The sequence below is a fragment of the Streptomyces sp. NPDC057543 genome, from assembly GCF_042801895.1.
Lineage (GTDB): Bacteria > Actinomycetota > Actinomycetes > Streptomycetales > Streptomycetaceae > Streptomyces.
Window position 1 is genome coordinate 1 of record NZ_JBHVFF010000155.1, and the last position, 20,243, is coordinate 20,243.

Here is a 20,243-nt window from a genome sequence, read left to right on the forward strand (position 1 = left end):
GCCACCGGCGGGCAGCAGTGGATTCCGGCCCTCGTCACGGTCGTGGTCGGGGCCCACTTCTTCCCGCTCGTGCGGCCCTTCGGCCGTCCCGAGTACCGCTGGACCGGAGCCCTGCTCCGGACCGGGATGGCGACCACACCAGCCACCGCGGCGAACAGCTCGTCGAACGGCACAGCAGAAGCGATCATGCTCGAACTGGTCGATGAGAACGGCACCACCATCGGTACCGCGGAGAAGCTCGCCGCCCATCAGCCGCCCGGTCAACTGCACCGGGCCTTCTCGGTGTTCCTCTTCGACGAACAGGGCAGGCTGCTCCTGCAGCGCCGGGCGCTCGGCAAGTACCACTCCCCCGGTGTCTGGTCGAACACCTGCTGCGGGCACCCCTACCCGGGCGAGGCGCCCTTCGCCGCCGCCGCCCGGCGTACGTACGAGGAGCTGGGGATCTCGCCCTCGCTGATGGCCGAGGCGGGAACGGTCCGCTACAACCACCCCGACCCGGCCTCCGGCCTGGTGGAGCAGGAGTTCAACCACCTCTTCGTGGGCATGGCACAGGACCGGCTGCACCCGGACCCGGAGGAAGTCGGCGAGACCGCGTTCGTGACGGCCGACGAACTGGCCGAGCGGCACGCACGGGCGCCGTTCTCGGCCTGGTTCATGACGGTGCTGGACGCCGCGCGGCCGGCGATCAGGGAGCTGACGGGAACGTCCGCCGGCTGGTAGCGGGCGGGCGGCACCGGATGCCCCAGCGGTTACGGGTGGTCAGAGCCGCCGGCTCAGCGGCAGCGCCGCCCAGATGATCTTTCCGCCGCCTGCGGTGTGTTCCACATCGCAGGCGCCGCCCGCTTCCCGGGTGATCTCCCGGACCAGCAGCAGGCCGCGGCCACCGGTCTGCGCGTAGTCCGTCTCCAGGGCCGTCGGCCGGTAGGGGTGGTTGTCCTCGACGGACACCCTGACCCATTCCGCTCCGACGGCCACCTCGACGGCGAGCTCCGGCGAGAGCAGCGCGGCATGCTTCACGGCATTGGTGACCAGCTCGGAGACGATGAGCAGCAGGCCCTCTGCGACGTCCTCGTCCATCGGCACGCCCTGGCGGTTCAGCAGGTCGCGTACAGCATGCCTGGCCTGCGGTACGGAGACGTCCACGGCCGGGGCGGTGAACCGCCAGACTCCCTCGTACGACACGGGCCGGGCGGGGACACTCCCGCGGCTCTCCATAGTCCGGTACCCGCTCTCCAGTCGGTGGTGACTGCACGTCGAGTACAGAGTGCGCGGCGCAGTCGGTCCAGCTCGTGGTACTGAACACAAGTCGACTTCTATCGACCTGTATCGACAGGATTTGACCGGCCACGCACGAATGCGTCAGCTCCTGGAGCGTTTCGGGTGCCCTCCGCCGGGTGTGCCCGGCAGCTCACCGCTCGCCTGCTGATCCGAGACCATGGAGACCACATGGCGGCCGCCGACCCCGATCGCGATCAGGCCGAGCCCGTCGAAGAGCAGCGCCAGCGAGAAGAACAGGCCGAGTACGTAAAGGCTGCTGTGCGGCCAGTCGAAGAGCACCAGCAGCCCCAGGAGCAGGCCGAAGGCTCCTTGCAGGAGCGTCCAGCCGAACTGCGGGCCACGCACCACGACGCTGCCGACCAGCCGGAACAGCCCACCGGTCAGGAAGAGCAGCGCGGCGAACATGGTCAGCGCCTCGGCCGTGCCGTGCGGGTGGTGGATGACGACGACCCCGGCGGCGATGTTCAGCGCGGCGACCACGACGCCCAGCCAGAAGAAGTTGGTGCCGCGGGACTCGACGGCGTGGAGCAGCCCGACGATGCCGCCGATCAGCAGCAGCCAGCCGAACAGGAGCATCGAGGTGAGCGTCGCGACGCCGGTGTACACGAGGCCGACCAGACCGGCCACGACGAGAAGGGTGCCGAGCAGTGCCAGCCAGCCGAAACTGCGGCTCAGCTTCTTGCCCTCGGCTGCGGGAACGGCCACGGGAAGCTCCTCACGGTGCGTGCCTGTTCGGCGACCCCTTCTTGATCATAGGTTCGAACCGTGCGGATAGCATCCGGCGCATGGACCGTACGGAACCCCGGCTGGAACACACCGTCGCGGACGGTGTGGCGACGGTCGTCATCAGCAATCCCGCCAAACGCAATGCGATGACGACCGCGATGTGGAGCGCGCTGCCCCGTCTGCTGGAGCGGCTGGCCGCCGACGCAGCGGTCCGGGTGCTGGTGCTGACGGGCGCCGGGAACACCTTCTGCGCCGGGGCGGACATCTCCTCGCTCCGGGATCCGGCGGGCGATCCGCAGGCGCTCGCCGTGGCCGCCGAGGAGTCGCTCGCGGCGTTCCCCCGGCCGACGCTCGCGGCGATCCGCGGCTACTGCGTGGGCGGCGGCAGCCAGCTCGCGGCCGCCTGCGATCTGCGGTTCGCCGAGGAGGGCGCGTCGTTCGGCGTCACGCCGGCCAAGCTCGGGATCGTGTACTCGGCTTCGTCGACCCGGCGGCTGGTGGCGCTGACCGGCCCGGCCACGGCGAAGCATCTGCTGTTCTCCGGCGAGCTGATCGACACCGCGCGGGCGCTGCGGACCGGTCTGGTGGACGAGGTGATGCCGGCCGGCGAGCTGGACAAGCGGGTCGACGCGTACGTACGCACGCTGGCGGCGCGCTCGCAGCTGACGCAGGCGGCGGCGAAGGAGTTCGCCACCGGACGTACGGACCGGGACGCCTACTGGGCGGAGCAGGCGCGCCGCAGCGGCGACACCGCGGAGGGCGTCGCCGCCTTCCTGGAGCGGCGCGCGCCGCGCTTCACGTGGACGACCGGACCGTAACGCCCCTGCGGCTACTGGAGGATGAAGCGGCTACTGGCGCGGAACTTCTCGACCAGCGCTGCCGGGGCCTTCGCGGGTGAGCCGGCGTCGTACGGCGGCTGCGGGTCGTACTCGGACAGCAACTGCACGGACATGGCGTGCTCGTCGTCCGCGATGCGGCCGAGCAGGGTGAGTCCCATGTCGATGCCGGAGGAGACGCCGGCCGCCGTGACGTACTTGCCGTCTACGACGACGCGTTCGCCGGTCGGTTCGGCGCCGAAGCCCTTCAGGGAGTCCAGCGCGAGCCAGTGCGAGGTGGCGCGCCGGCCCGTCAGCAGTCCGGCCGCGGCGAGCAGCAGGGACCCGGTGCAGACGGAGGTGGTCCAGGTGCTGGTGGCGTCGGCGGTGCGCAGCCAGCCGAGCAGCGCCTCGTTCTCCATCTGGTCGTTCTGGCCCGGGCCGCCGGGGACGACCAGCACGTCAGGCGCCGGTACGTCGGCGAACGTCCTGTCGGCGACCAGCGCGAGGCTGCCGTTGTCGTTGCGCACGGGACCGGTCCGTTCGGCGACGAACACGGTCTCGGCGCCGGGGGTGCGGGCGAGCATTTCGTAGGGGCCCACGGCGTCGAGTGAGGTGAAGCGCTCGAAGAGGACGATGGCGATCTGCATGGCGTTGCCTTTCGGTCGGTCGTCGATGGGTTGCGAGTCGGTCGGTCAGTGGGTGGCCGGTTGGGCGCGGAAGCGGCGGCGGTATTCGGCGGGTGCCGTGCCGAGGCCCTTGATGAACGCGCGGCGCATGGCCTCGGGGGTGCCGTAGCCGCAGGCGCGCGAGATGCCGGTGACGCCGTCGGAGGTGTCCTCCAGCAGTCGGCGGGCGTGTTCGAGGCGTACGCGGTCGACGTAACGGCCCGGTGTGAGGCCCGTCTCGGCCTGGAAGGCGCGGGCGAAGTGGCGGGGCGAGAGCCGGGCGCGGGCGGCGAGCGCCTCGACGGTGAGGTCGTCACCGGGGTGCTCGGTGATCCAGTGCTGGACCTCGCGCAGCGGTTCGCGGCGGGCGGTCTGTGCGGTGAGCTGGGCGCTGAACTGCGCCTGGTTCCCGGGCCTGCGCAGAAAGACCACGAGGTGACGGGCGATCGTGAGCGCGATGTCCCGGCCGTGGTCCTCCTCGACGAGGGCGAGAGCGAGGTCGATACCGGCGGTGACGCCGGCGGAGGTGGCCAGCCTGCCGTCGCGTACGAAGACCGGGTCCGGGTCGACCTCGACGGCCGGGTAGCTGCGCGCGAGATGCTCGCAGACCGTCCAGTGCGTGGTCACCCGGTGCCCGTCCAGCAGGCCGGCCGCGGCGAGCAGCAGCGCCCCCGTGCAGACGGAGACGAGCCGCCCGGCGTGCGGGGCGTGGCCGCGCAGCCAGTCGATCAGCGCCGGGTCGGGGGCACGGGTGCCCTGACCGCCGGGGACGACGAGGGTGTGCGGCGGCGCCGCGTCGGCGAGGCTGCCGTCGGGGACGAGCGTCAGACCGCTGCTCGTACGGACCGGCGCACCATCGAGGGAGGCGGTGCGCAGTTCGTACGTGGCCCCGGGGAAGTGGGAGGCCCCGGCGAAGACTTCCACGGGGCCGGTCACATCGAGGCTCTGAACACCATCGAAGAGGACGACGAGTACGGATCGCTGCGTCATGACTTCCATCCTGGGCAGCCGGGAGCATGGCCGCAATGACGAAGAACCCACCTTTTCCGCCATGCCGGGTCCGCGCGGAATGGACGTCGTCCCGGGGTTACGGGACGTACCAACCAGTCGGTAACGTGCCTGCATGAGTACTCTGCCGCCGCGCGCCGGACGCCGCTGCCACAACGCCATCAACCCGTTGCACTCGACGGTCTACTTCTCCCCCGATCTCGGCGAGGAGCTCGGGAAGCTCGGCATCGACGATTCGAACGCCGCCTACTTCGCCACGCGCGCGGCGGCGCTGGGCGCCGTCGGCCCCGGCACGGTCACCGCGACCTTCTACAACTTCAATCACGATCTCGTCGCCCGACATCTGCCCGCCGTGTGGTCCGTCGCCTCGCCGCAGGCGGTCCTGGACGCCCGGCTGCGCGCCGCCGACGCCACGTTGCGCCGGGTCCTGGGCGAGGAGATCATCGCCTCCCCGGAGATGGCCGAGGCGGCCGGGCTGGCGCTGCGCGCCGCAGAGGCGTGCACCCGACACGCCCGGCCGCTCTACGCCGCGCACGCCGATCTGCCGGTGCCCGAGCAGCCGCACCTGGCGTACTGGCACGCCGGGACGCTGCTGCGCGAGCACCGCGGCGACGGCCACCTCGCGGCGCTCCTCGCGGCCGGTCTCGATCCGGTGGAGGCCCTGGTCAGCCACACCGCGACCGGCAAGGGAATGAACCCGCGCTGGATCCTCGCCACCCGGGGCTGGCGCCGGGGCGACTGGGAGGCGGCCTCCGAGCGACTGCGCGGGCGCGGACTCCTCGACAGCGAGGGCGAGTTGACGGAGGCGGGCGTCACACTGCGGGCGGATCTGGAGGAGGCCACGGACCGGATGGACAGTGCGCCGTACGAACATCTCGGCGCGGAGCGGGTGGAACGGCTGACCGAACTCGCGCGCGGATTCCTGTTCACGGCCGCCTCGGCGGGCGCGTTCCCGGCCGATCTGATCGGCAAGGGCTGAGCCGCCGGCCGGCGGACAAGTGGGGTGGTCGGGCGACACGGTGCCCGGCCACCCGGCACAATGCAGGCGAGGGGCCCCGCCCCGGTAAGCACAGCCAGCACGAGAAGGCGAGTCGGTAGAACCGTGACGACGTCCATCGAAGGCAGGATCGCCGAGGAGCTCGGCGTACGCGAGCGGCAGGTGAAGGCGGCCGTCGAGCTGCTCGACGGCGGGTCGACCGTGCCGTTCATCGCGCGCTACCGCAAGGAAGCGACCGAGATGCTCGACGACGCGCAGTTGCGCACGCTCGAGGAGCGGCTGCGGTATCTGCGGGAGCTGGAGGATCGCCGTACGGCGATCCTCGACTCGGTACGCGAGCAGGGCAAGCTCGACGATGCGCTGGAGGCGCAGATCCGGGCCGCCGACACCAAGGCGCGTCTTGAGGACATCTATCTGCCGTTCAAGCCCAAGCGGCGCACGAAGGCCCAGATCGCCAGGGAGGCGGGGCTCGAACCGCTCGCGGACGGTCTGCTCGGCGACCCCTCGACGGAACCGCTGGCCGCTGCCGCCGCCTTCGTCGACGCCGACAAGGGCGTCGCGGACGGTGCGGCGGCGCTGGAGGGTGCCCGCGCCATCCTCACCGAGCGGTTCTCGGAGGACGCCGATCTGATCGGTGAGCTGCGTGAACGCATGTGGTCGCGCGGGCGGCTGGCCGCCAAGGTACGGGACGGCAAGGAGGAGGCGGGGGCGAAGTTCGCCGACTACTTCGACTTCGCCGAGCCGTTCACCGCGCTGCCCTCGCACCGGGTGCTGGCGATGCTGCGGGGCGAGAAGGAGGACGTCCTCGACCTGGTCCTGGAGCCGGAGGAGCCGTCCGAGACGCCCGGCCCGTCGGCGTACGAGAACATGGTCGCCCGGCGCTTCGGGGTCGGTGACCGAGGCCGCCCGGGCGACAAGTGGCTCGCCGACACGGTGCGCTGGGCCTGGCGGACCCGGATTTTGGTGCACCTCGGCATCGATCTGCGACTGCGGCTGCGTACGGCGGCGGAGGACGAGGCGGTACGGGTCTTCGCGTCGAACCTGCGCGATCTGCTGCTCGCCGCGCCGGCCGGGACGCGGGCCACGCTGGGACTCGACCCCGGTTTCCGTACGGGTGTGAAGGTCGCCGTCGTCGACGCGACCGGCAAGGTCGTCGCGACGGATGTCATCCACCCGCACGTCCCGGCGAACAAGTGGGACCAGGCGCTGACCAAGCTGGAGCAGCTGGCGAAGGCCCACGACGTCGACCTGATCGCGATCGGTAACGGCACGGCGTCCCGCGAGACCGACAAGCTCGCCGGTGAACTCATCGACAAGCACCCCGAGTTGAAGCTCACCAAGGTGATGGTGTCGGAGGCGGGCGCGTCGGTGTACTCGGCTTCGGCCTTCGCGTCGCAGGAACTCCCCGACATGGACGTGTCGTTGCGCGGCGCCGTCTCGATCGCGCGACGCCTTCAGGACCCTCTCGCCGAGCTGGTGAAGATCGACCCGAAGTCGATCGGTGTCGGCCAGTACCAGCACGACCTGTCCGAGGTGAAGCTGTCGCGCTCGCTGGACGCGGTCGTCGAGGACTGCGTGAACGGTGTCGGCGTGGACGTCAACACCGCGTCGGCGCCGCTGCTTTCGCGGGTCTCGGGGATCGGCTCGGGGCTCGCCGAGAACATCGTCGCGCACCGCGACGCGAACGGCCCCTTCCGTTCGCGGAAGGCACTCAAGGACGTGGCGCGGCTGGGCCCGAAGGCGTACGAGCAGTGTGCGGGCTTCCTGCGCATCCGGGGCGACGACCCACTGGACGCGTCGAGCGTGCACCCTGAGGCGTACCCGGTGGTGCGGGCGATGGTGAAGCGGACGGGCGGTGACGTCGCCTCGCTGATCGGCAACACGAGCGTGCTGCGGTCGCTGCGGGCCGACGAATTCGTGGACGAGAAGTTCGGTCTGCCGACGGTCACCGACATCCTGAAGGAGCTGGAGAAGCCGGGGCGCGACCCGCGTCCCGCGTTCAAGACGGCCACCTTCAAGGAGGGCGTCGAGAAGATCGGTGATCTGGCGTCCGGGATGGTGCTGGAGGGTGTCGTCACCAATGTCGCGGCGTTCGGCGCGTTCGTGGACATCGGTGTGCACCAGGACGGTCTGGTGCATGTGTCGGCGATGTCGCGCACGTTCGTGAAGGACCCGAGGGATGTCGTGAAGCCGGGCGACATCGTGAAGGTCAAGGTCATGGACGTCGACATTCCGCGGAAGCGGATCTCACTGACGCTGCGGCTGGACGACGAGGCGTCGGCGGGGGGCGCGTCCCAGGACGGCGGGCCCAGGCGGGAGCGGTCCGAACGGGGCGAGCGGGGCGAGCGGGGCGGCCAAGGAAATGGCAGGGGCGGCCGGCCACCGCGGCAGCGCCAGGGTCAGGGCCGAGGTGGTCAGGAGCGTGACCGGCGAGGTGGGGGCGGCGGGGGCGGCTCCGCTCGTCCGGCACCCGCACCGGTGAACAGTGCGATGGCGGATGCGTTGCGGCGGGCCGGGCTGACGGATCCGAAGCAGGGCGGCAAGAGGGTCTGACGTCGGGGTGGGCGGGGTGCGGTCCGCTGCCCGGTGGCCGGGGGGCGGAAGCGTGCCCGGTGGCCAGGGGCGGAACCCCCTCACTACCGATTTGGTGGCTCTGGTCACATCCGTGTCGCCGGCCCCGGCCGCGGAGCGTCAAGTGCTCGGCATCGGCCGGGTCCGGTGACGACGGCGGATCCCTGTCGGGGCCCTACCCCTGGTGGCCCCTGGGGGTGCGGATCGTGACCGTCTCGGTGAGCGGCAGGTTCGACGAGGAGTCGCCCACCTGGACGCGATAGGCGCCGTCGGCGGTCTTCCACCTGCCGGCCCCGGTGTCCCAAGCGGAGAGCGGGTGGTTCGACGCGGCGGGGTCGATGGTCAGCTCGACCCGCTGCTTCTCCCCCGGCTCGAGCCGGACCTTCTGGAACGCCACGAGGCGCCGGGGGGGCTCTCCCGTCGTGGACGGCAGGCCGAGGTAGACCTGGGCGACCTCCGACCCGGCCACCCGCCCGGTGTTCTCCACGAAGAACCGGACCTTGATCGGCGCGGTGCCGTCGGATTTCTCCGGGGTGACCACCAGCTTCGAGATCTTGAAGTCGGTGTAGGAGAGCCCGAACCCGAACGGGAACGTCGGCTTGGTGTTATTCGCGTCGTACCAGCGGTAGCCCATCTCCAGGCGTTCGCTGTAGGTAGCCGTGAGTTTGCCGTCGCCGGTCCGGTCGACCCCGGGCCACTGCTCGACGGTGGCGTTGGCGCCCTCTCGTTGCCCGGTGGGGAAGGTCATCGGCAGCTTGCCCGACGGATTGGTGATGCCGAGCAGCAGATCGGCGACGATGTTGCCGTCCTCCTGCGCCGGGTACCACGCCTCCAGCAGCGCGGGAACCTTGTCCAGCCAGGGCAGCAGGACCGGTCCGCCGTTCTTGAGTACGACGACCGTGTTGGGGTTGGCGGCCGCCACCGCGGAGACCAGCGCGTCCTGGTCGACCCCGTCGCTGACCGGCAGCGAGAGCGTGGACCGGTCCACGCCCTCGCGGGAGACATCGCCCACCATGACCACGGCGACGTCCGACGCGGCAGCCAGGGCCGCGGCCGTGGCCGGGTCGGTCCCGTTGTCGTACGTCACGGTCGCGTCCGAGCCCAGTTTGCCGAGGGCGTTCTCCAGGCCCTGCTTCGGCGTCACCGTGTACGGGGAGGTGACGACGATGGCGTCCGACGGGCCCTGGGAGTTGAACTTGGCCTGCCCCGCGAAGGTCTGGCTGCCGATCAGGGCCACCGAATGCAACGAGCGCGCGTTCAGCGGCAGGGTCTTCTTCTCATTCTTCAGCAGCACGCTGCCCTGCTCGCCCAGATCGCGGATCCGCCGGCCGTTGGTGGCGAAGTCGATGGGCGTCAGCGAGTTGACGGGATCGTCGAACTGGCCGAGCCTGAACATCACCTTGTAGCGGCGTTCGAGCATCCGGTCGATGTCGGCCGTCGCGATGTCGCCCGTGTCCAGAGTGGCGTGGATCAGTGCGGGGGTGAACCAGAGCGGACTGGCGAACTCAAGGTCCAGCCCGGCCTTGATGGCCGGTGCGGTGCTGTGCGTGGCCCCGCGGTCGGACATCACATAGCCGTCGAAGCCCAGGTCACCGCGGAGCCAGTCGCTGAGCAGCTGCTTGTTCTCGCACGCGTACACGCCGTTGAGGTGCGGATAGGAGCACATGACCGAGGCCAGACCGGCGTCCCGGCTGGTCATCTCGAACGGCAGCAGATAGAGCTCGTGCATGGTGCGGTCGTCGACGACCGTGTCCATCTGCGACCGCTGCGTCTCCTGCTCGTTGGCCGCGTAGTGCTTGGCGACCGACTGGACGCCGTGCGCCTGCACCGCGTTGACCTGGGCGACCGCCATCCGTCCTGCGAGGTAGGGGTCCTCGCCGAAGTACTCGAAGTTACGGCCCGCGTTGGCGATGCGTCCGAGGTTGATGCCGGGCGTCAGGAGCACATTGTGAGCGCTCGCCCGGGTCTCCTCACCGAGGATGTCGCCCCACTCGGCCGCGGCGCCCGGGTCCCAGGAAGAGGCCACGGAGAGCGCGCTGGTGAGGCCGGTCGAGGTCGGGGCCACTTGGCAGTCCCCGCCCCCGAACGGGCCGTTGGTCATCCGCAGCGTCGGGATCGCCAGCGCGGGAATTCCCTCGACATGGCGGCCGGACGAAGTGAAGTCGCAGCCGGGGATATCGGTGTTGGCAACCGGTTTCATGGCGATCTGCTGGATCTTCTGCTCGAGCGTCATCGCGTCGACCAGCAGATCGGCGCGTGCCTCCGGCGCGAGCGCGGTGTTCATCCACGGCAACTCCGCGGCCTCGGAGGTCGGGGACGCCAGACCGGCGACGACCACCGCGCTGAGACCGACGCACAGCAGGCGCAGTCTGCGCAGCGTGCGCAGTCCGGTGGATCCGGGGGGTCTTGGCACTGTGGGCCTCCACTGTCTTGACGGTTCCACGAACGAGAGGTGCGGGAGTGACGCGATACGGCGCACGGAACCGGCCGCTTGGAGCGGTGCGCGGCCGTGCCGGCATGCGCGGTGCACGAGCAGGCACGCCGGGTTGCGGACGATGGTGGCTGCGACCGGGACGCCGCGGCAACCGGTTGCCATTTGTTGCCTCCGGACCGGGGCGCGCCACAGGGTCGACGGACACGACGTCAGAACCGTTTGGCAGCAGGGTGACTCGCCGACCTCGGGGGGGCGAGTGGCGGAACGGGGGGCGTCAAACGACGGACCGGCCGACCTCACCGGTGCCGCGGTAACCGGGTGGCCCGGTCATCGCGGGTCGAGGGCGGACCCGTCCAGGGCCGCCGGTCGGGGTCGCCCCCGGCCGCGTGGGGCGGTGGACCCTCGTACCACCAGCCGGGTCGGCAGCACCATCGGTCGGCCGGTGCTCACCTGGGCGCCGCCCAGGGCCGAGAGTAGACTGCAGACCGCCGTGTGCCCCTGGGCCCGCAGCGGTGCCGCCACCGTGGTCAGGCCCGGGGTGACCAGCTCCGCGGCGAAGATGTTGTCGAAGCTGACGATGCTGACGTCCTGGGGCACTCGTCGCCCCGTCGCTTGGAGGCCGCGCACCAGGCCGATCGCCAGTTGGTCGTTGTAGGCGATGACGGCCGATGCCCCGTGGTGGCCGAGCTCCTCGGCAGCCGTGCTCCCCCCGGCCACCGTCGGCGGATACGGCCCGGTGCGGTGCGCCCGGAGCCGCGACTCTGCCGCCGCCTTGCGCAGTGAGCGCCACCGCATGCCATCCGCCCACGACGCCTCCGGTCCGGAGACGTAGGTGACGGTACGGTGCCCCAGGTCCGCCAGGTGCTGGACGGCCAGCCGCATTCCGTGGAGGTTGTCGGTGACGACGCTCGGCACGTCGGCGACATGGCGGTTGAGCACGATCATCGGCCGCTGCTTGGCGGTCATCCGGATCGCCGAGTCCGACATCCGCGAACTGGCGAGGACGACGCCCTCCACGGTCGGCAGTGCCCGCTCCAGCGCGTCCCGCTCCACCCGGTCCGACTCCTGGGCGTCGACCAGCAGGATGACATACCCCGCCTCGGCCGCGGCGGACTGCGCACCGCGGATGATCTCCCCGTAGAACGGGTTGGTGATGTCCGAGATCACCAGGGCGAGCATCGAGGTGCGCCCGGTGGGCAACGCCCGGGCCAACGGGTTGGTGCGGTAGCCGAGGTCGGCGGCCACCTGCCGGATCCGCTCGGCGGTCTCGGCGTTCACCCGGCCCGGCCGGGAGAAGGCCCGAGAGACCGTCGAGGCGGCCACCCCTGCGGCCCGTGCGACATCGTAGATCGTCGGCGGGCGCCGCCCCGCGGACGGGGATGGTTCGGCCACGGGTTTCCCCTGCTCCGTCCTCTGTCGTACGCGACAGCAGACGGCAACCGCTTGTCGCCCACTTTCCGCAACAGCTTAATGGGATCTCGAATCCACCGGACTGCGGCAAGCGTGCCGATGGATGGAGAGAGCACAGGCAACGAGATGCTTCGCCCCTGCCAGGCGCAGGTCATGACGGTGTTGGGCTGGAGGTCAGAGCTCCTTCACCTTGCCGCCCACCACCTCGACGCGCCGTGTCGTCCGTACCGCCTCCAACATGCGCCGGTCGTGCGTGACCAGCAGCAGTGTCCCCGTGTACGAGTCCAGCGCCGACTCCAGCTGCTCGATCGCGGGCAGATCGAGGTGGTTCGTCGGCTCGTCGAGGACGAGGAGGTTGACGCCCCGGCCTTGGAGCAGGGCGAGCGCCGCCCTGGTGCGTTCGCCGGGCGAGAGCGTGGTCGCGGGACGCATCACGTGATCCGCGCGCAGGCCGAACTTGGCCAGCAGCGTGCGGACTTCGGCCGGCTCGGTGTCGGGGACGGCCGCGCAGAACGCCTCCAGGAGCGATTCGGAGCCGTGGAACAGCTTGCGCGCCTGGTCGACCTCTCCGACCACGACGCCCGAGCCGAGCGTCGCCTGCCCGGCGTCCAGCGGGAGGCGGCCCAGGAGTGCGGCGAGGAGGGTGGACTTGCCCGCTCCGTTGGCGCCGGTGATGGCGACCCGGTCCGCCCAGTCGATCTGGAGTGAGGCCGGGCCGAAGCCGAAGTCGCCGCGTGTGGCCCGGGCTTCGCGCAGGGTAGCGACGACCGAGCCGGAACGGGGTGCGGTGGCGATCTCCATCCGCAGTTCCCACTCCTTGCGCGGTTCGTCGACGACGTCGAGCCGTTCGATCATGCGCTGTGTCTGCCGGGCCTTCGCGGCCTGCTTCTCGCTCGACTCGCTGCGGAGCTTGCGGCTGTTCTTGTCGTTGTCGGTCGCCTTTCGGCGGGCGTTCTTGACGCCCTTGTCCATCCAGGAGCGCTGCATGTGGGCGCGCCCTTCGAGGGCGGCGCGTTTACCGGCGTACTCCTCGTACTCCTCGCGGGCATGCCTGCGCGCCCTCTCGCGCTCCTCCAGGTAGGCGGCGTACCCACCTCCGTAGAGGTTGATCTGCTGCTGGGCCAGGTCCAGTTCGAGGACCTTGGTGACCGTACGCATCAGGAACTCGCGGTCGTGGCTGATGACGACCGTGCCCGCGCGCAGTCCGGAGACGTAGCGCTCCAGCCGCTCCAGGCCGTCCAGGTCGAGGTCGTTGGTGGGCTCGTCGAGCAGGAAGACGTCGTAGCGGGAGAGCAGGAGGGATGCCAGGCCCGCGCGGGCCGCCTGGCCGCCGGAGAGCGCGGTCATCGGCAGGTCGAGGCCGACGGTCAGGCCGAGGTCGGCGGCTACCTCCTCGGCACGCTCGTCCAGGTCCGCGCCGCCGAGCGCCAGCCAGCGCTCCAGCGTCTCGGAGTACGCGTCGTCCGCGCCCGGCGCCCCGTCGACGAGGGCCTGCGTGGCGCTGTCCATCGCGGACTGGGCGTCGGCGACGCCGGTACGGCGGGCGAGGAACTCGCGCACGGTCTCCCTCGGACGCCGCTCCGGCTCCTGCGGGAGATGACCGACGGTGGCGGTGGGCGGGGAGAGCCGCAGCTCGCCCTCCTCCGGCCGGTCGAGCCCGGCGAGCAGCCGGAGCAGGGACGATTTACCGGCCCCGTTGACTCCGACGAGACCGATCACGTCACCGGGTGCGACGACGAGGTCGAGTCCGGCGAAGAGTGTGCGGTCGCCGAGTCCGGCGGCGAGGTCCTTGGCAACGAGAGTGGCAGTCATCAGGGTGCCGATCCTAATCGGCCGCCGGGACCGGCCCGGGACAGCCCGGCGCCGGTCCCGTGTCCGGCGCCGGTGCCGATGCAGGACCCGGCGCGAGTGTCGGTACGGCGGTCGGGTGGCCGGGGAGGTCCGCCGTCACCGGCAGATCTCCCCGGCCGCCCGTTCCCTGTCCGCCCAGCGGCACGGATGGCACCTTTCACGGAAGCCGACGATTCACTCTCCGTAGGCAGTGCCTCACGTGGCGCTCACCTCACGGGATCAACAAGAGGCATCGGCCTGCCCGCTCGTGAGGTGATAGGCCGCCCGCTCATCCAGGAGGAGCGGGATCAGATTGCGGGCCGACTGCCGCAGCGGTACGTACGCTCCGTCACCGTCGCGCCGGGAGGTGACGCCGTGCAGGGCGAGCTCGTCCTTGACGTCGTCGAACTGGTCCTTGGTGAGCCGGTATCCGCACGGCGGATCCTGAAGGACTTGGCCGGCTTCGGGTGCCTCGTTGTCGGCGCCGCCGAGAAAGACCGGACCACGGTCCTTGAATCCCTCGGCCCGGGATGCCGCGGTGGCGGCGACGATCGCGCCGCGGTGTTCGTCGGTGAAGGCGAACAGACCATCGAGTGCGGAGAGTTGGGAGTTGACCCGGCGTCGGCTGTTGAGTGCCGGGTCGGCCTTCTCGGCGGCGGTGAGTGCGTCGACGCGGGATTCGATGAGCAGGCCGACGGCGTGCTTGATGCCGGAGGTGTTGCGCAGGATGCGTTCCTGTCCGTCGCCCGCGGTCTGCTTGATCGGGTCGCCGGTGACGGGGTCGGTCCAGATGCCGTAGAGGCCACTGCTGTAGCCGGCCTCCGCGGCAGTGGGCCGCACATAGCTCTGGGCGAGGGTCTGCGATTCGCCGTGCACCCGGTCGGAGACGTTGAGGTTACGGGGCCACAGGACGAAGAGGTCCTTGTCGTAGTAGGGCGGGGTCGCCCCGTACTCGTGCAGGTCATAGATCACATCGGGCTTCCGGTCGCGGATGACCGCCGCCATGGCGCGGCCCTCGGCGGTCTGCAGCGCGATGTGGTCGCGGTTGATGTCGACGCCGTCGGAGTTGCCGCGGGTGTTGGCGGCGCGTCCGTCGGGGTTGGCGGTGGGTACGACGAGGACGCTCGTACGGGCGAGGAAGGCGCGGGTCGAGGGGTCCTGGGCGTAGGCCAGATCGCGAATGGTCGTCAGGCACGCTTCGCGGCCCGACGGTTCGTTGCCGTGCTGGCTGCAGATCAGCAGCATCGTGTTCGCTTTGGCATGGTGGTTTCCGATCCGGACGAGCTGGAGCGGGCGGCCCTGTTTCGTCGTACCGATCCGGTCGACGGAGACCCGGTCGCTGCCTTGGTCGACCGCGGCCAGGAAGGACTGTTCCTCCGGCTGGCCGGTCCACCGGGCCCCGTTGCTGGTCTCGAAGCCGGTACGGGGCTGGGTCTGGGTGTGCGCGGCCTGGGCGGGCACGGTGATCAGGGGTACGGCCAGGACGGCGGCGGCGGCCGTCAGGACGAGGTTGCGGCGGACTGACCCGCGGGCGATCGGGATACGGGGTGTCATGAGCGGCTGCCTCCCGGGATGCGGTGGGCGGGACGCGGTGGCGTCACGCCCTCGGAGTGGACGGCGCGGGGGGTGGCTGTCGCGGGTGCGGAACCCGCGGTGGCTCGTACGAAGGCTCCGGTGCCGCCGGTGAACGGCAGCTTCGCGGACGTACGGGCCAGGTCGAGGGTGAGCGTCGGCGCGGAGTCCGGCGGGTCGATGAGGTCCCGGTCGGTTCCGGCGACGATCAGGGCGAGGCGGTGTCCGGCCGGGACGACGTGGTCGGTGGCCGCCAGGTCGATGGTGATCGTGTAGGCCCTGCCCGGCGTGAGGGGGCGGCCGTGTCCGGCGGAGGCGTAGGTGCCGAGATCGGCCCAGCCGCGGCTGAGGACGGTCCGGTCGACGGCGGTCGTCCTGGCCCGGGTCTCCTTGAAGCAGGAGCTGTCCCCGGTGGTGCTCGCGCCCCAGCAGGTGCGGTCGGTGAGGGTGGTGATGCCTTCGCCGGACGAGCCGTAGTCGCGGATGGTGTCGGGGCCGATGTCCACGAGGACCGCGGAGAGATGGGCGGTCGATGTGGTCGGGGTGGCGGTGACGGTCACCGTGGACGATCCGGCCAGTCGCAGGTCCCGGGTGAGCGGCACGGTGCGGAAACCGGCCTTGGCGCTCGTGGTCCGGTCCAGGTCGGCGGCCCACTCCGTCTCGCTCTGTGCCGGGTCGTCGGTGAACGTCTCGGTGGCGCCGGGGCGGGCGGGTTTCAGGCCGAGACCGCCGACGCCGGGCGCGTCGCCGGGGCCGGGGCGCACGGTGGTGGTGTGCGTGGTGCGGGGCGGCCAGACCCTGTCGGTGGACCACTGATCAGGGTGCCGTTCGATGTCGGCCATCGGTTCGCGGTCGATGCCGTTGTCGTAGCCGAGGAGATAGTGGTCGAACCAGCGGTGCAGCGTCTTCACCCACTCGGCGCGCCGGTAGTCGAACGGGTCGACGTGTCCGGTCTGCGAGAGCCAGATCTTGCGCTCCACGCCGTGGTCCGCGAGGGCGTCCCACCACTGGCCGAGTTGCTTGGTGCGGACGTTGAGGTCCTGCATGCCGTGTACGGCGAAGACGCTGGCCCGCACCTTGCGGGCGTCCTTCACGTAGTCGCGGTCGCTCCACAGCTTCGTCCAGTCACCGGTGCGCGGCGCCTGGTCGACGAGTTGCTGCTGCACGGCGGCGCAGCGGCCGCGTGCCTCGGGGCTCTCCACGTAGCCGGAGAGCCAGTCAGGGCCGCTGTCGTAGAGGGGCGCGCCCTGGGCGAAGTAGTAGTCGTACCAGGAGGAGATGGCGCCGATCGGCACGATGGTCCGCAGTCCGTCCACGCCGGTCGCGGCCACACCGTTGGCGATGGTGCCGTCGTAGCTCTTGCCGATCATTCCGGTGCGCCCGTCGGACCAGCCGGCCGTGGCGCGTTCGCTGCCGGTGCGGGTGGTGTAGCCGCGGGCCCGGCCGTTCAGCCAGTCGATGACGGCCTTGGCGGACTGCACGTCGGAGCGGCCGCCGACGTCGACACAACCGTCGGAGCGATTGGTTCCGGCCAGATCGACGGCGACGAACGCATAGCCGCGCGGCACGAAGTAGTTGTCGTAGTGCAGGGGGAACCGGACCGGCCGGCCGTCGGCGTCGTACGTCTTCAGCTGACTCTCGTTGCCGCGGCCGCAGCAGGAGTAGTACGGGCTGGCGTCCATGATCACGGGGATCTTCCGGCCCTGCCCGGCGGGTTCACCCGGCCGGACGATGTCGACGGCGACGCGGTCGCTCCTGCCGTCGCCGTCGCCGTCCAGTCCGGTGTCCACCCAGACCGATTCGCGCACGGCGTTCTCGTACGAATAGACCGGGCTGCTCTCCAGGGACCCGCTCGCCAAGGGCCCGCTCCTCCGAGGGCTCGCGCCCTGTGCACCTGCTGGTAGGAGCAGGACTGCCAGCAGGGCGGCGACGGCCGCCACCACCAGCGATCTGTACGTCAAGCGGGTGCCCCGCGTACGTGTCGGCATGGGCGGAAGGTACCCCGGTCAACTCCTGTGCAACAGGGGGCGATCACCGATGAATATGACGTGCCCATGCGGGAAGAAAGATCGTGTGCCATGTCGGCCGAATGGCGATCGTGTGACAGGTGCTGCCATGCACACGACTGATGCGGGGGTCGCTGAATAGTCTCTACGTGATGGTTCGAAAGATCCTTCGCCCCGACGAATTGGAGCATTCGTGCACCGCAGATTCATCGTCCCGAGCGCACTCGCGGCCTCCCTGCTGCTGGCGATCCCGGCCTCGGCCGCCGAAGGCACCGCGGGCGCCCCGGGCATCGGCGACCCCTACTACCCGGCCAGCGGCAACGGCGGCTACGACGTGTCCCACTACGACCTGCGGCTGACGTACCAGCCCGCCACCGACCTGCTGGAGGGCACGGCGACGATCCTCGCCACGACCACCCAGAAACTCTCCCGTTTCAACCTCGACTTCGGACTGGACGTCTCCGAGGTGCGGGTGAACGGCAAGAAGGCCGCCTACGCCAGGAGCGGCGAGCAGGAGCTCGAAATCACCCCGGTGGCGGCGCTGGCCAAGGGCAAGGCCGTCTCGCTGGTCGTGCGGTACGCCGGAAAGCCGTCGGAGGTGAAGATCAACGGCTGGACCTCCTGGGTCCGTACGCCGGACGGCGCGGTGGCCGCGCAGGAGCCGGAGTCGGCCGCGTGGTGGTTCCCCAGCAACGACCACCCGCTCGACAAGGCGACGTACGACATCTCGGTGTCCGTGCCGGACGGCACCCAGGCGATCAGCAACGGCACGCTCCAGTCGCAGAGTTCGAAGCTCGGCTGGACCCGCTACAACTGGCGCTCCGCGAAGCCGCAGGCGACGTATCTGACGACGCTGGCCATCGGCAAGTTCGACATCACGACCGACACCACGTCGGACGGGCTGCCGGTCGTCAACGCGTACAGCAGGGATCTCGGCGCCAACGGCGGTGCGGCACGCGCCAGCATCGAGCGGACCACGGAGGTCGCCGAGTGGCTGACGGAGGTCTTCGGACCGTATCCCTTCGACGCGCTCGGCGGGTACTCCCCCAATGTGACGAGCGGGTTCGCGCTGGAGACCCAGACCAGGCCGTTCTACAGCCCGAAGCAGTTCGCGAACGGTGCGAACGTCTCCGTCGTCGTCCATGAGCTGGCGCACCAGTGGTACGGCGACAGCGTGTCCCTCAAGGGCTGGAAGGACATCTGGATCAACGAGGGCTTCGCCCGCTACAGCCAGTGGCTGTGGTCGGAGAAGGAGGGTGAGGGCACCGCGCAGGAGCTGGCGGACTACACGTACGCCCAGCATCCGGCCGACGACGCCTTCTGGACGGTGAAGCCGGGCGACCCGGGCCCGGACAACCAGTTCGACGCGGCCGTCTACGACCGGGGTGCGCTGGCGCTCCAGGCGCTGCGCAACAAGGTGGGTGACAAAACGTTCTTCGCGCTGCTGAAGGGCTGGCCTGCCGAGCACGCGTACGGGAACGCGAGCGTGGCGGACTTCGTGACGTACGCGGAACGGGTCTCGGGCAAGCCGCTCGCCGGATTCTTCGACACCTGGCTGTACCAACCGACGCGGCCCCAGGCCCCGGCAGCGGCCGACGCGCACGCGTTGCGCGCTCCCGCTCAGCCCGCGCAGCCCGCGTCGTGGAAGCAGATCGCGGCGACGAACACGATTCACGACCACCGCTGACGGGTCCGCGGATCGGCTCCCGGTGCCGTCGCCCCTCTCCTCGGTGGGGCGACGGTGCCCGGGGGACGGCCGGGCGCCGCGTCCGGAGCCGGCCCTGGCCGGCTTCAATGGCACGGTGTCGATGGCCGGGGCCACCGGCCACCGTTACCGAAGGACCGTCAGGACGCTGCGGACATGGGCCATTTGACGGTACGAGCGCTGCTGCGGAGGCTGAGCGCCGGAGCCCGGCACGTGGGCGGTTGCGTCGAATCGGTGATCACGCCGGCCAAGCCGGCGCGCCACCCTTCCGCCCGGACCTCACGTCACCCCGGACGGCCTCGCGACGTGCCGCCCGCGCCCGACGCGCGTACGGCAGGTAGCGCAGCCGCTCCGGGAGCACCGGCACGACGCGTCGCACCACGGCACAGAACCGTCGCAGCTTCCGCTCCTGCGCGTCCGTCCACTCCAGCCCGATCGCCTCCCGTGCCTCCGGCGGCATCAGGCCGATGGTGACGAAGCGGCGGAACCGGGCCAGCGGCGGAAACACCACCGGCCACAGCGCCTTCAGCAGCAGCCGTACCGGCAGCGGTCCCCGGTCCGGCGGCGGTACCGGGCGGTCGGTGGCGATCAGATCCTCCACGACGACGGTCAGCTCGATCTCGTCGGCGAGCACCTTGCGGAAGTAGGGCCAGAACTCCTCGATCGTCTGCGGCATGTCCCGGTCGTGGATGCCGAGCACCCGGCCGACCTGGAGCCACTCCCGGTACAGGGCCCGTTCCTGCGCGTCGGTGAGCGGCCGGATGAGATAGCGCGCGGCGTGCTGGTAGACGGGGAAGCCCGTGGCGTGCACCCACGCGTAGTTCGCGGGTGACAGCGCATGGTAGCGGCGCCCCCGGGCGTCGGTGCCCCGGATGGTGCGGTGCAGCCTGCGGAGCCTGCGCCCCTCCTCGGCTGCCGCGTCACCCCCGTACACCCAGAGCTGGAGCGAGCGCAGGGACCTCTCGCCGCGCCCCCACGGGTCCGTGCGGAACACGGAGTGTTCGTCGACGCCCGCGCCGACCGCAGGGTGGGCGACCTGGAGGGTGAGGGCGGCGGGCAGCATCAGCAGGGCCCGGATGTCGCCGGAGATGCTCCAGAGCACACCGCCGGGCGGCGGCGGGACGGGGGTGTCGCTTCCGACTGCTTCGGTACTCATGACGCTCCCGGCGGTCGGCGGGACGTGCGGCCAGGGTCTTTCGTTCGGATCGGGCCGGATCCGGCAC

15 protein-coding genes are annotated in these 20,243 nt (G+C 70.8%); 5 read left to right on the plus strand and 10 right to left on the minus strand.

Annotation, left to right across the window (positions count from 1 at the left end):
• Nucleotides 1–126: 126 nt before the first annotated feature.
• A complete protein-coding gene (gene idi, locus ACFU8Q_RS24240; RefSeq protein WP_384457391.1) occupies nt 127–720 on the plus strand; it encodes an isopentenyl-diphosphate Delta-isomerase in 594 nt (197 codons plus the stop codon).
• Nucleotides 721–759: 39 nt separating this feature from the next.
• Here idi and ACFU8Q_RS24245 read toward each other — a convergent pair whose 3' ends face one another.
• A complete protein-coding gene (locus tag ACFU8Q_RS24245; RefSeq protein WP_384457363.1) occupies nt 760–1,215 on the minus strand; it encodes an ATP-binding protein in 456 nt (151 codons plus the stop codon).
• Nucleotides 1,216–1,359: 144 nt separating this feature from the next.
• Nucleotides 1,360–1,983: an HdeD family acid-resistance protein gene (locus ACFU8Q_RS24250; RefSeq protein WP_384457365.1), complete on the minus strand. Its 624-nt coding sequence runs from the start codon at nt 1,981–1,983 to the stop codon at nt 1,360–1,362.
• An 80-nt stretch (nt 1,984–2,063) separates the two neighbouring features.
• Between ACFU8Q_RS24250 and ACFU8Q_RS24255 the strand changes: the two genes are divergently transcribed.
• Nucleotides 2,064–2,822, plus strand: coding sequence for an enoyl-CoA hydratase/isomerase family protein (locus ACFU8Q_RS24255; protein WP_384457367.1), 759 nt, complete (start codon nt 2,064–2,066; stop codon nt 2,820–2,822).
• Nucleotides 2,823–2,833: 11 nt separating this feature from the next.
• On the opposite strand, the gene ACFU8Q_RS24260 is transcribed toward ACFU8Q_RS24255, so the two are convergent.
• Nucleotides 2,834–3,469 (minus strand): DJ-1/PfpI family protein, encoded by a 636-nt coding sequence (locus tag ACFU8Q_RS24260; RefSeq protein ID WP_384457369.1) that lies wholly within the window; start codon nt 3,467–3,469, stop codon nt 2,834–2,836.
• A 45-nt stretch (nt 3,470–3,514) separates the two neighbouring features.
• Nucleotides 3,515–4,477: a GlxA family transcriptional regulator gene (locus ACFU8Q_RS24265; RefSeq protein ID WP_384457371.1), complete on the minus strand. Its 963-nt coding sequence runs from the start codon at nt 4,475–4,477 to the stop codon at nt 3,515–3,517.
• A gap of 133 nt (nt 4,478–4,610) precedes the next feature.
• Between ACFU8Q_RS24265 and ACFU8Q_RS24270 the strand changes: the two genes are divergently transcribed.
• Both ACFU8Q_RS24270 and ACFU8Q_RS24275 read left to right on the plus strand, forming a co-directional pair.
• Nucleotides 4,611–5,474: a hypothetical protein gene (locus ACFU8Q_RS24270; protein WP_384457373.1), complete on the plus strand. Its 864-nt coding sequence runs from the start codon at nt 4,611–4,613 to the stop codon at nt 5,472–5,474.
• A 123-nt stretch (nt 5,475–5,597) separates the two neighbouring features.
• Nucleotides 5,598–8,045 (plus strand): Tex family protein, encoded by a 2,448-nt coding sequence (locus ACFU8Q_RS24275; protein ID WP_384457375.1) that lies wholly within the window; start codon nt 5,598–5,600, stop codon nt 8,043–8,045.
• A gap of 193 nt (nt 8,046–8,238) precedes the next feature.
• On the opposite strand, the gene ACFU8Q_RS24280 is transcribed toward ACFU8Q_RS24275, so the two are convergent.
• From ACFU8Q_RS24280 to ACFU8Q_RS24300, 5 genes are all read right to left on the minus strand, one after another.
• Nucleotides 8,239–10,476, minus strand: coding sequence for a beta-glucosidase (locus ACFU8Q_RS24280; protein WP_384457377.1), 2,238 nt, complete (start codon nt 10,474–10,476; stop codon nt 8,239–8,241).
• A 348-nt stretch (nt 10,477–10,824) separates the two neighbouring features.
• Complete coding sequence (locus ACFU8Q_RS24285) at nt 10,825–11,889, minus strand: LacI family DNA-binding transcriptional regulator (protein WP_384457380.1); 1,065 nt, start codon at nt 11,887–11,889, stop codon at nt 10,825–10,827.
• 192 nt (nt 11,890–12,081) lie between these two features.
• Nucleotides 12,082–13,719, minus strand: coding sequence for an ABC-F family ATP-binding cassette domain-containing protein (locus tag ACFU8Q_RS24290; protein ID WP_384457382.1), 1,638 nt, complete (start codon nt 13,717–13,719; stop codon nt 12,082–12,084).
• Between the two features lie 258 nt (nt 13,720–13,977).
• Nucleotides 13,978–15,291: a M14 family metallocarboxypeptidase gene (locus ACFU8Q_RS24295; protein WP_384457384.1), complete on the minus strand. Its 1,314-nt coding sequence runs from the start codon at nt 15,289–15,291 to the stop codon at nt 13,978–13,980.
• Entirely contained in the window at nt 15,288–17,297 is a 2,010-nt protein-coding gene (locus tag ACFU8Q_RS24300; RefSeq protein WP_384457386.1) for a Xaa-Pro dipeptidyl-peptidase, read from the minus strand. Before ACFU8Q_RS24300 ends, ACFU8Q_RS24295 begins: the two co-directional genes overlap by 4 nt.
• A gap of 211 nt (nt 17,298–17,508) precedes the next feature.
• Here ACFU8Q_RS24300 and ACFU8Q_RS24305 point away from each other — a divergent pair, with 211 nt between their 5' ends.
• Nucleotides 17,509–19,002 (plus strand): M1 family metallopeptidase, encoded by a 1,494-nt coding sequence (locus ACFU8Q_RS24305; protein ID WP_384457387.1) that lies wholly within the window; start codon nt 17,509–17,511, stop codon nt 19,000–19,002.
• 256 nt (nt 19,003–19,258) lie between these two features.
• Here the strand turns inward: ACFU8Q_RS24305 and ACFU8Q_RS24310 are convergent, their stop codons facing one another.
• Nucleotides 19,259–20,176, minus strand: a complete 918-nt coding sequence (locus ACFU8Q_RS24310; RefSeq protein WP_384457389.1) for an oxygenase MpaB family protein — start codon at nt 20,174–20,176, stop codon at nt 19,259–19,261.
• Nucleotides 20,177–20,243 lie beyond the last annotated feature (67 nt).

What these genes read in the sequence shown, in the direction of transcription:
- idi (WP_384457391.1), top strand. Translation starts at nt 127, where the DNA reads ATGGCGACCACACCAGCCACCGCGGCGAACAGCTCGTCGAACGGCACA.
- ACFU8Q_RS24245 (WP_384457363.1), bottom strand. Translation starts at nt 1,215, where the DNA reads ATGGAGAGCCGCGGGAGTGTCCCCGCCCGGCCCGTGTCGTACGAGGGA.
- ACFU8Q_RS24255 (WP_384457367.1), top strand. Translation starts at nt 2,064, where the DNA reads ATGGACCGTACGGAACCCCGGCTGGAACACACCGTCGCGGACGGTGTG.
- ACFU8Q_RS24260 (WP_384457369.1), bottom strand. Translation starts at nt 3,469, where the DNA reads ATGCAGATCGCCATCGTCCTCTTCGAGCGCTTCACCTCACTCGACGCC.
- ACFU8Q_RS24265 (WP_384457371.1), bottom strand. Translation starts at nt 4,477, where the DNA reads ATGACGCAGCGATCCGTACTCGTCGTCCTCTTCGATGGTGTTCAGAGC.
- ACFU8Q_RS24270 (WP_384457373.1), top strand. Translation starts at nt 4,611, where the DNA reads ATGAGTACTCTGCCGCCGCGCGCCGGACGCCGCTGCCACAACGCCATC.
- ACFU8Q_RS24290 (WP_384457382.1), bottom strand. Translation starts at nt 13,719, where the DNA reads ATGACTGCCACTCTCGTTGCCAAGGACCTCGCCGCCGGACTCGGCGAC.
- ACFU8Q_RS24295 (WP_384457384.1), bottom strand. Translation starts at nt 15,291, where the DNA reads ATGACACCCCGTATCCCGATCGCCCGCGGGTCAGTCCGCCGCAACCTC.
- ACFU8Q_RS24300 (WP_384457386.1), bottom strand. Translation starts at nt 17,297, where the DNA reads ATGCCGACACGTACGCGGGGCACCCGCTTGACGTACAGATCGCTGGTG.
- ACFU8Q_RS24310 (WP_384457389.1), bottom strand. Translation starts at nt 20,176, where the DNA reads ATGAGTACCGAAGCAGTCGGAAGCGACACCCCCGTCCCGCCGCCGCCC.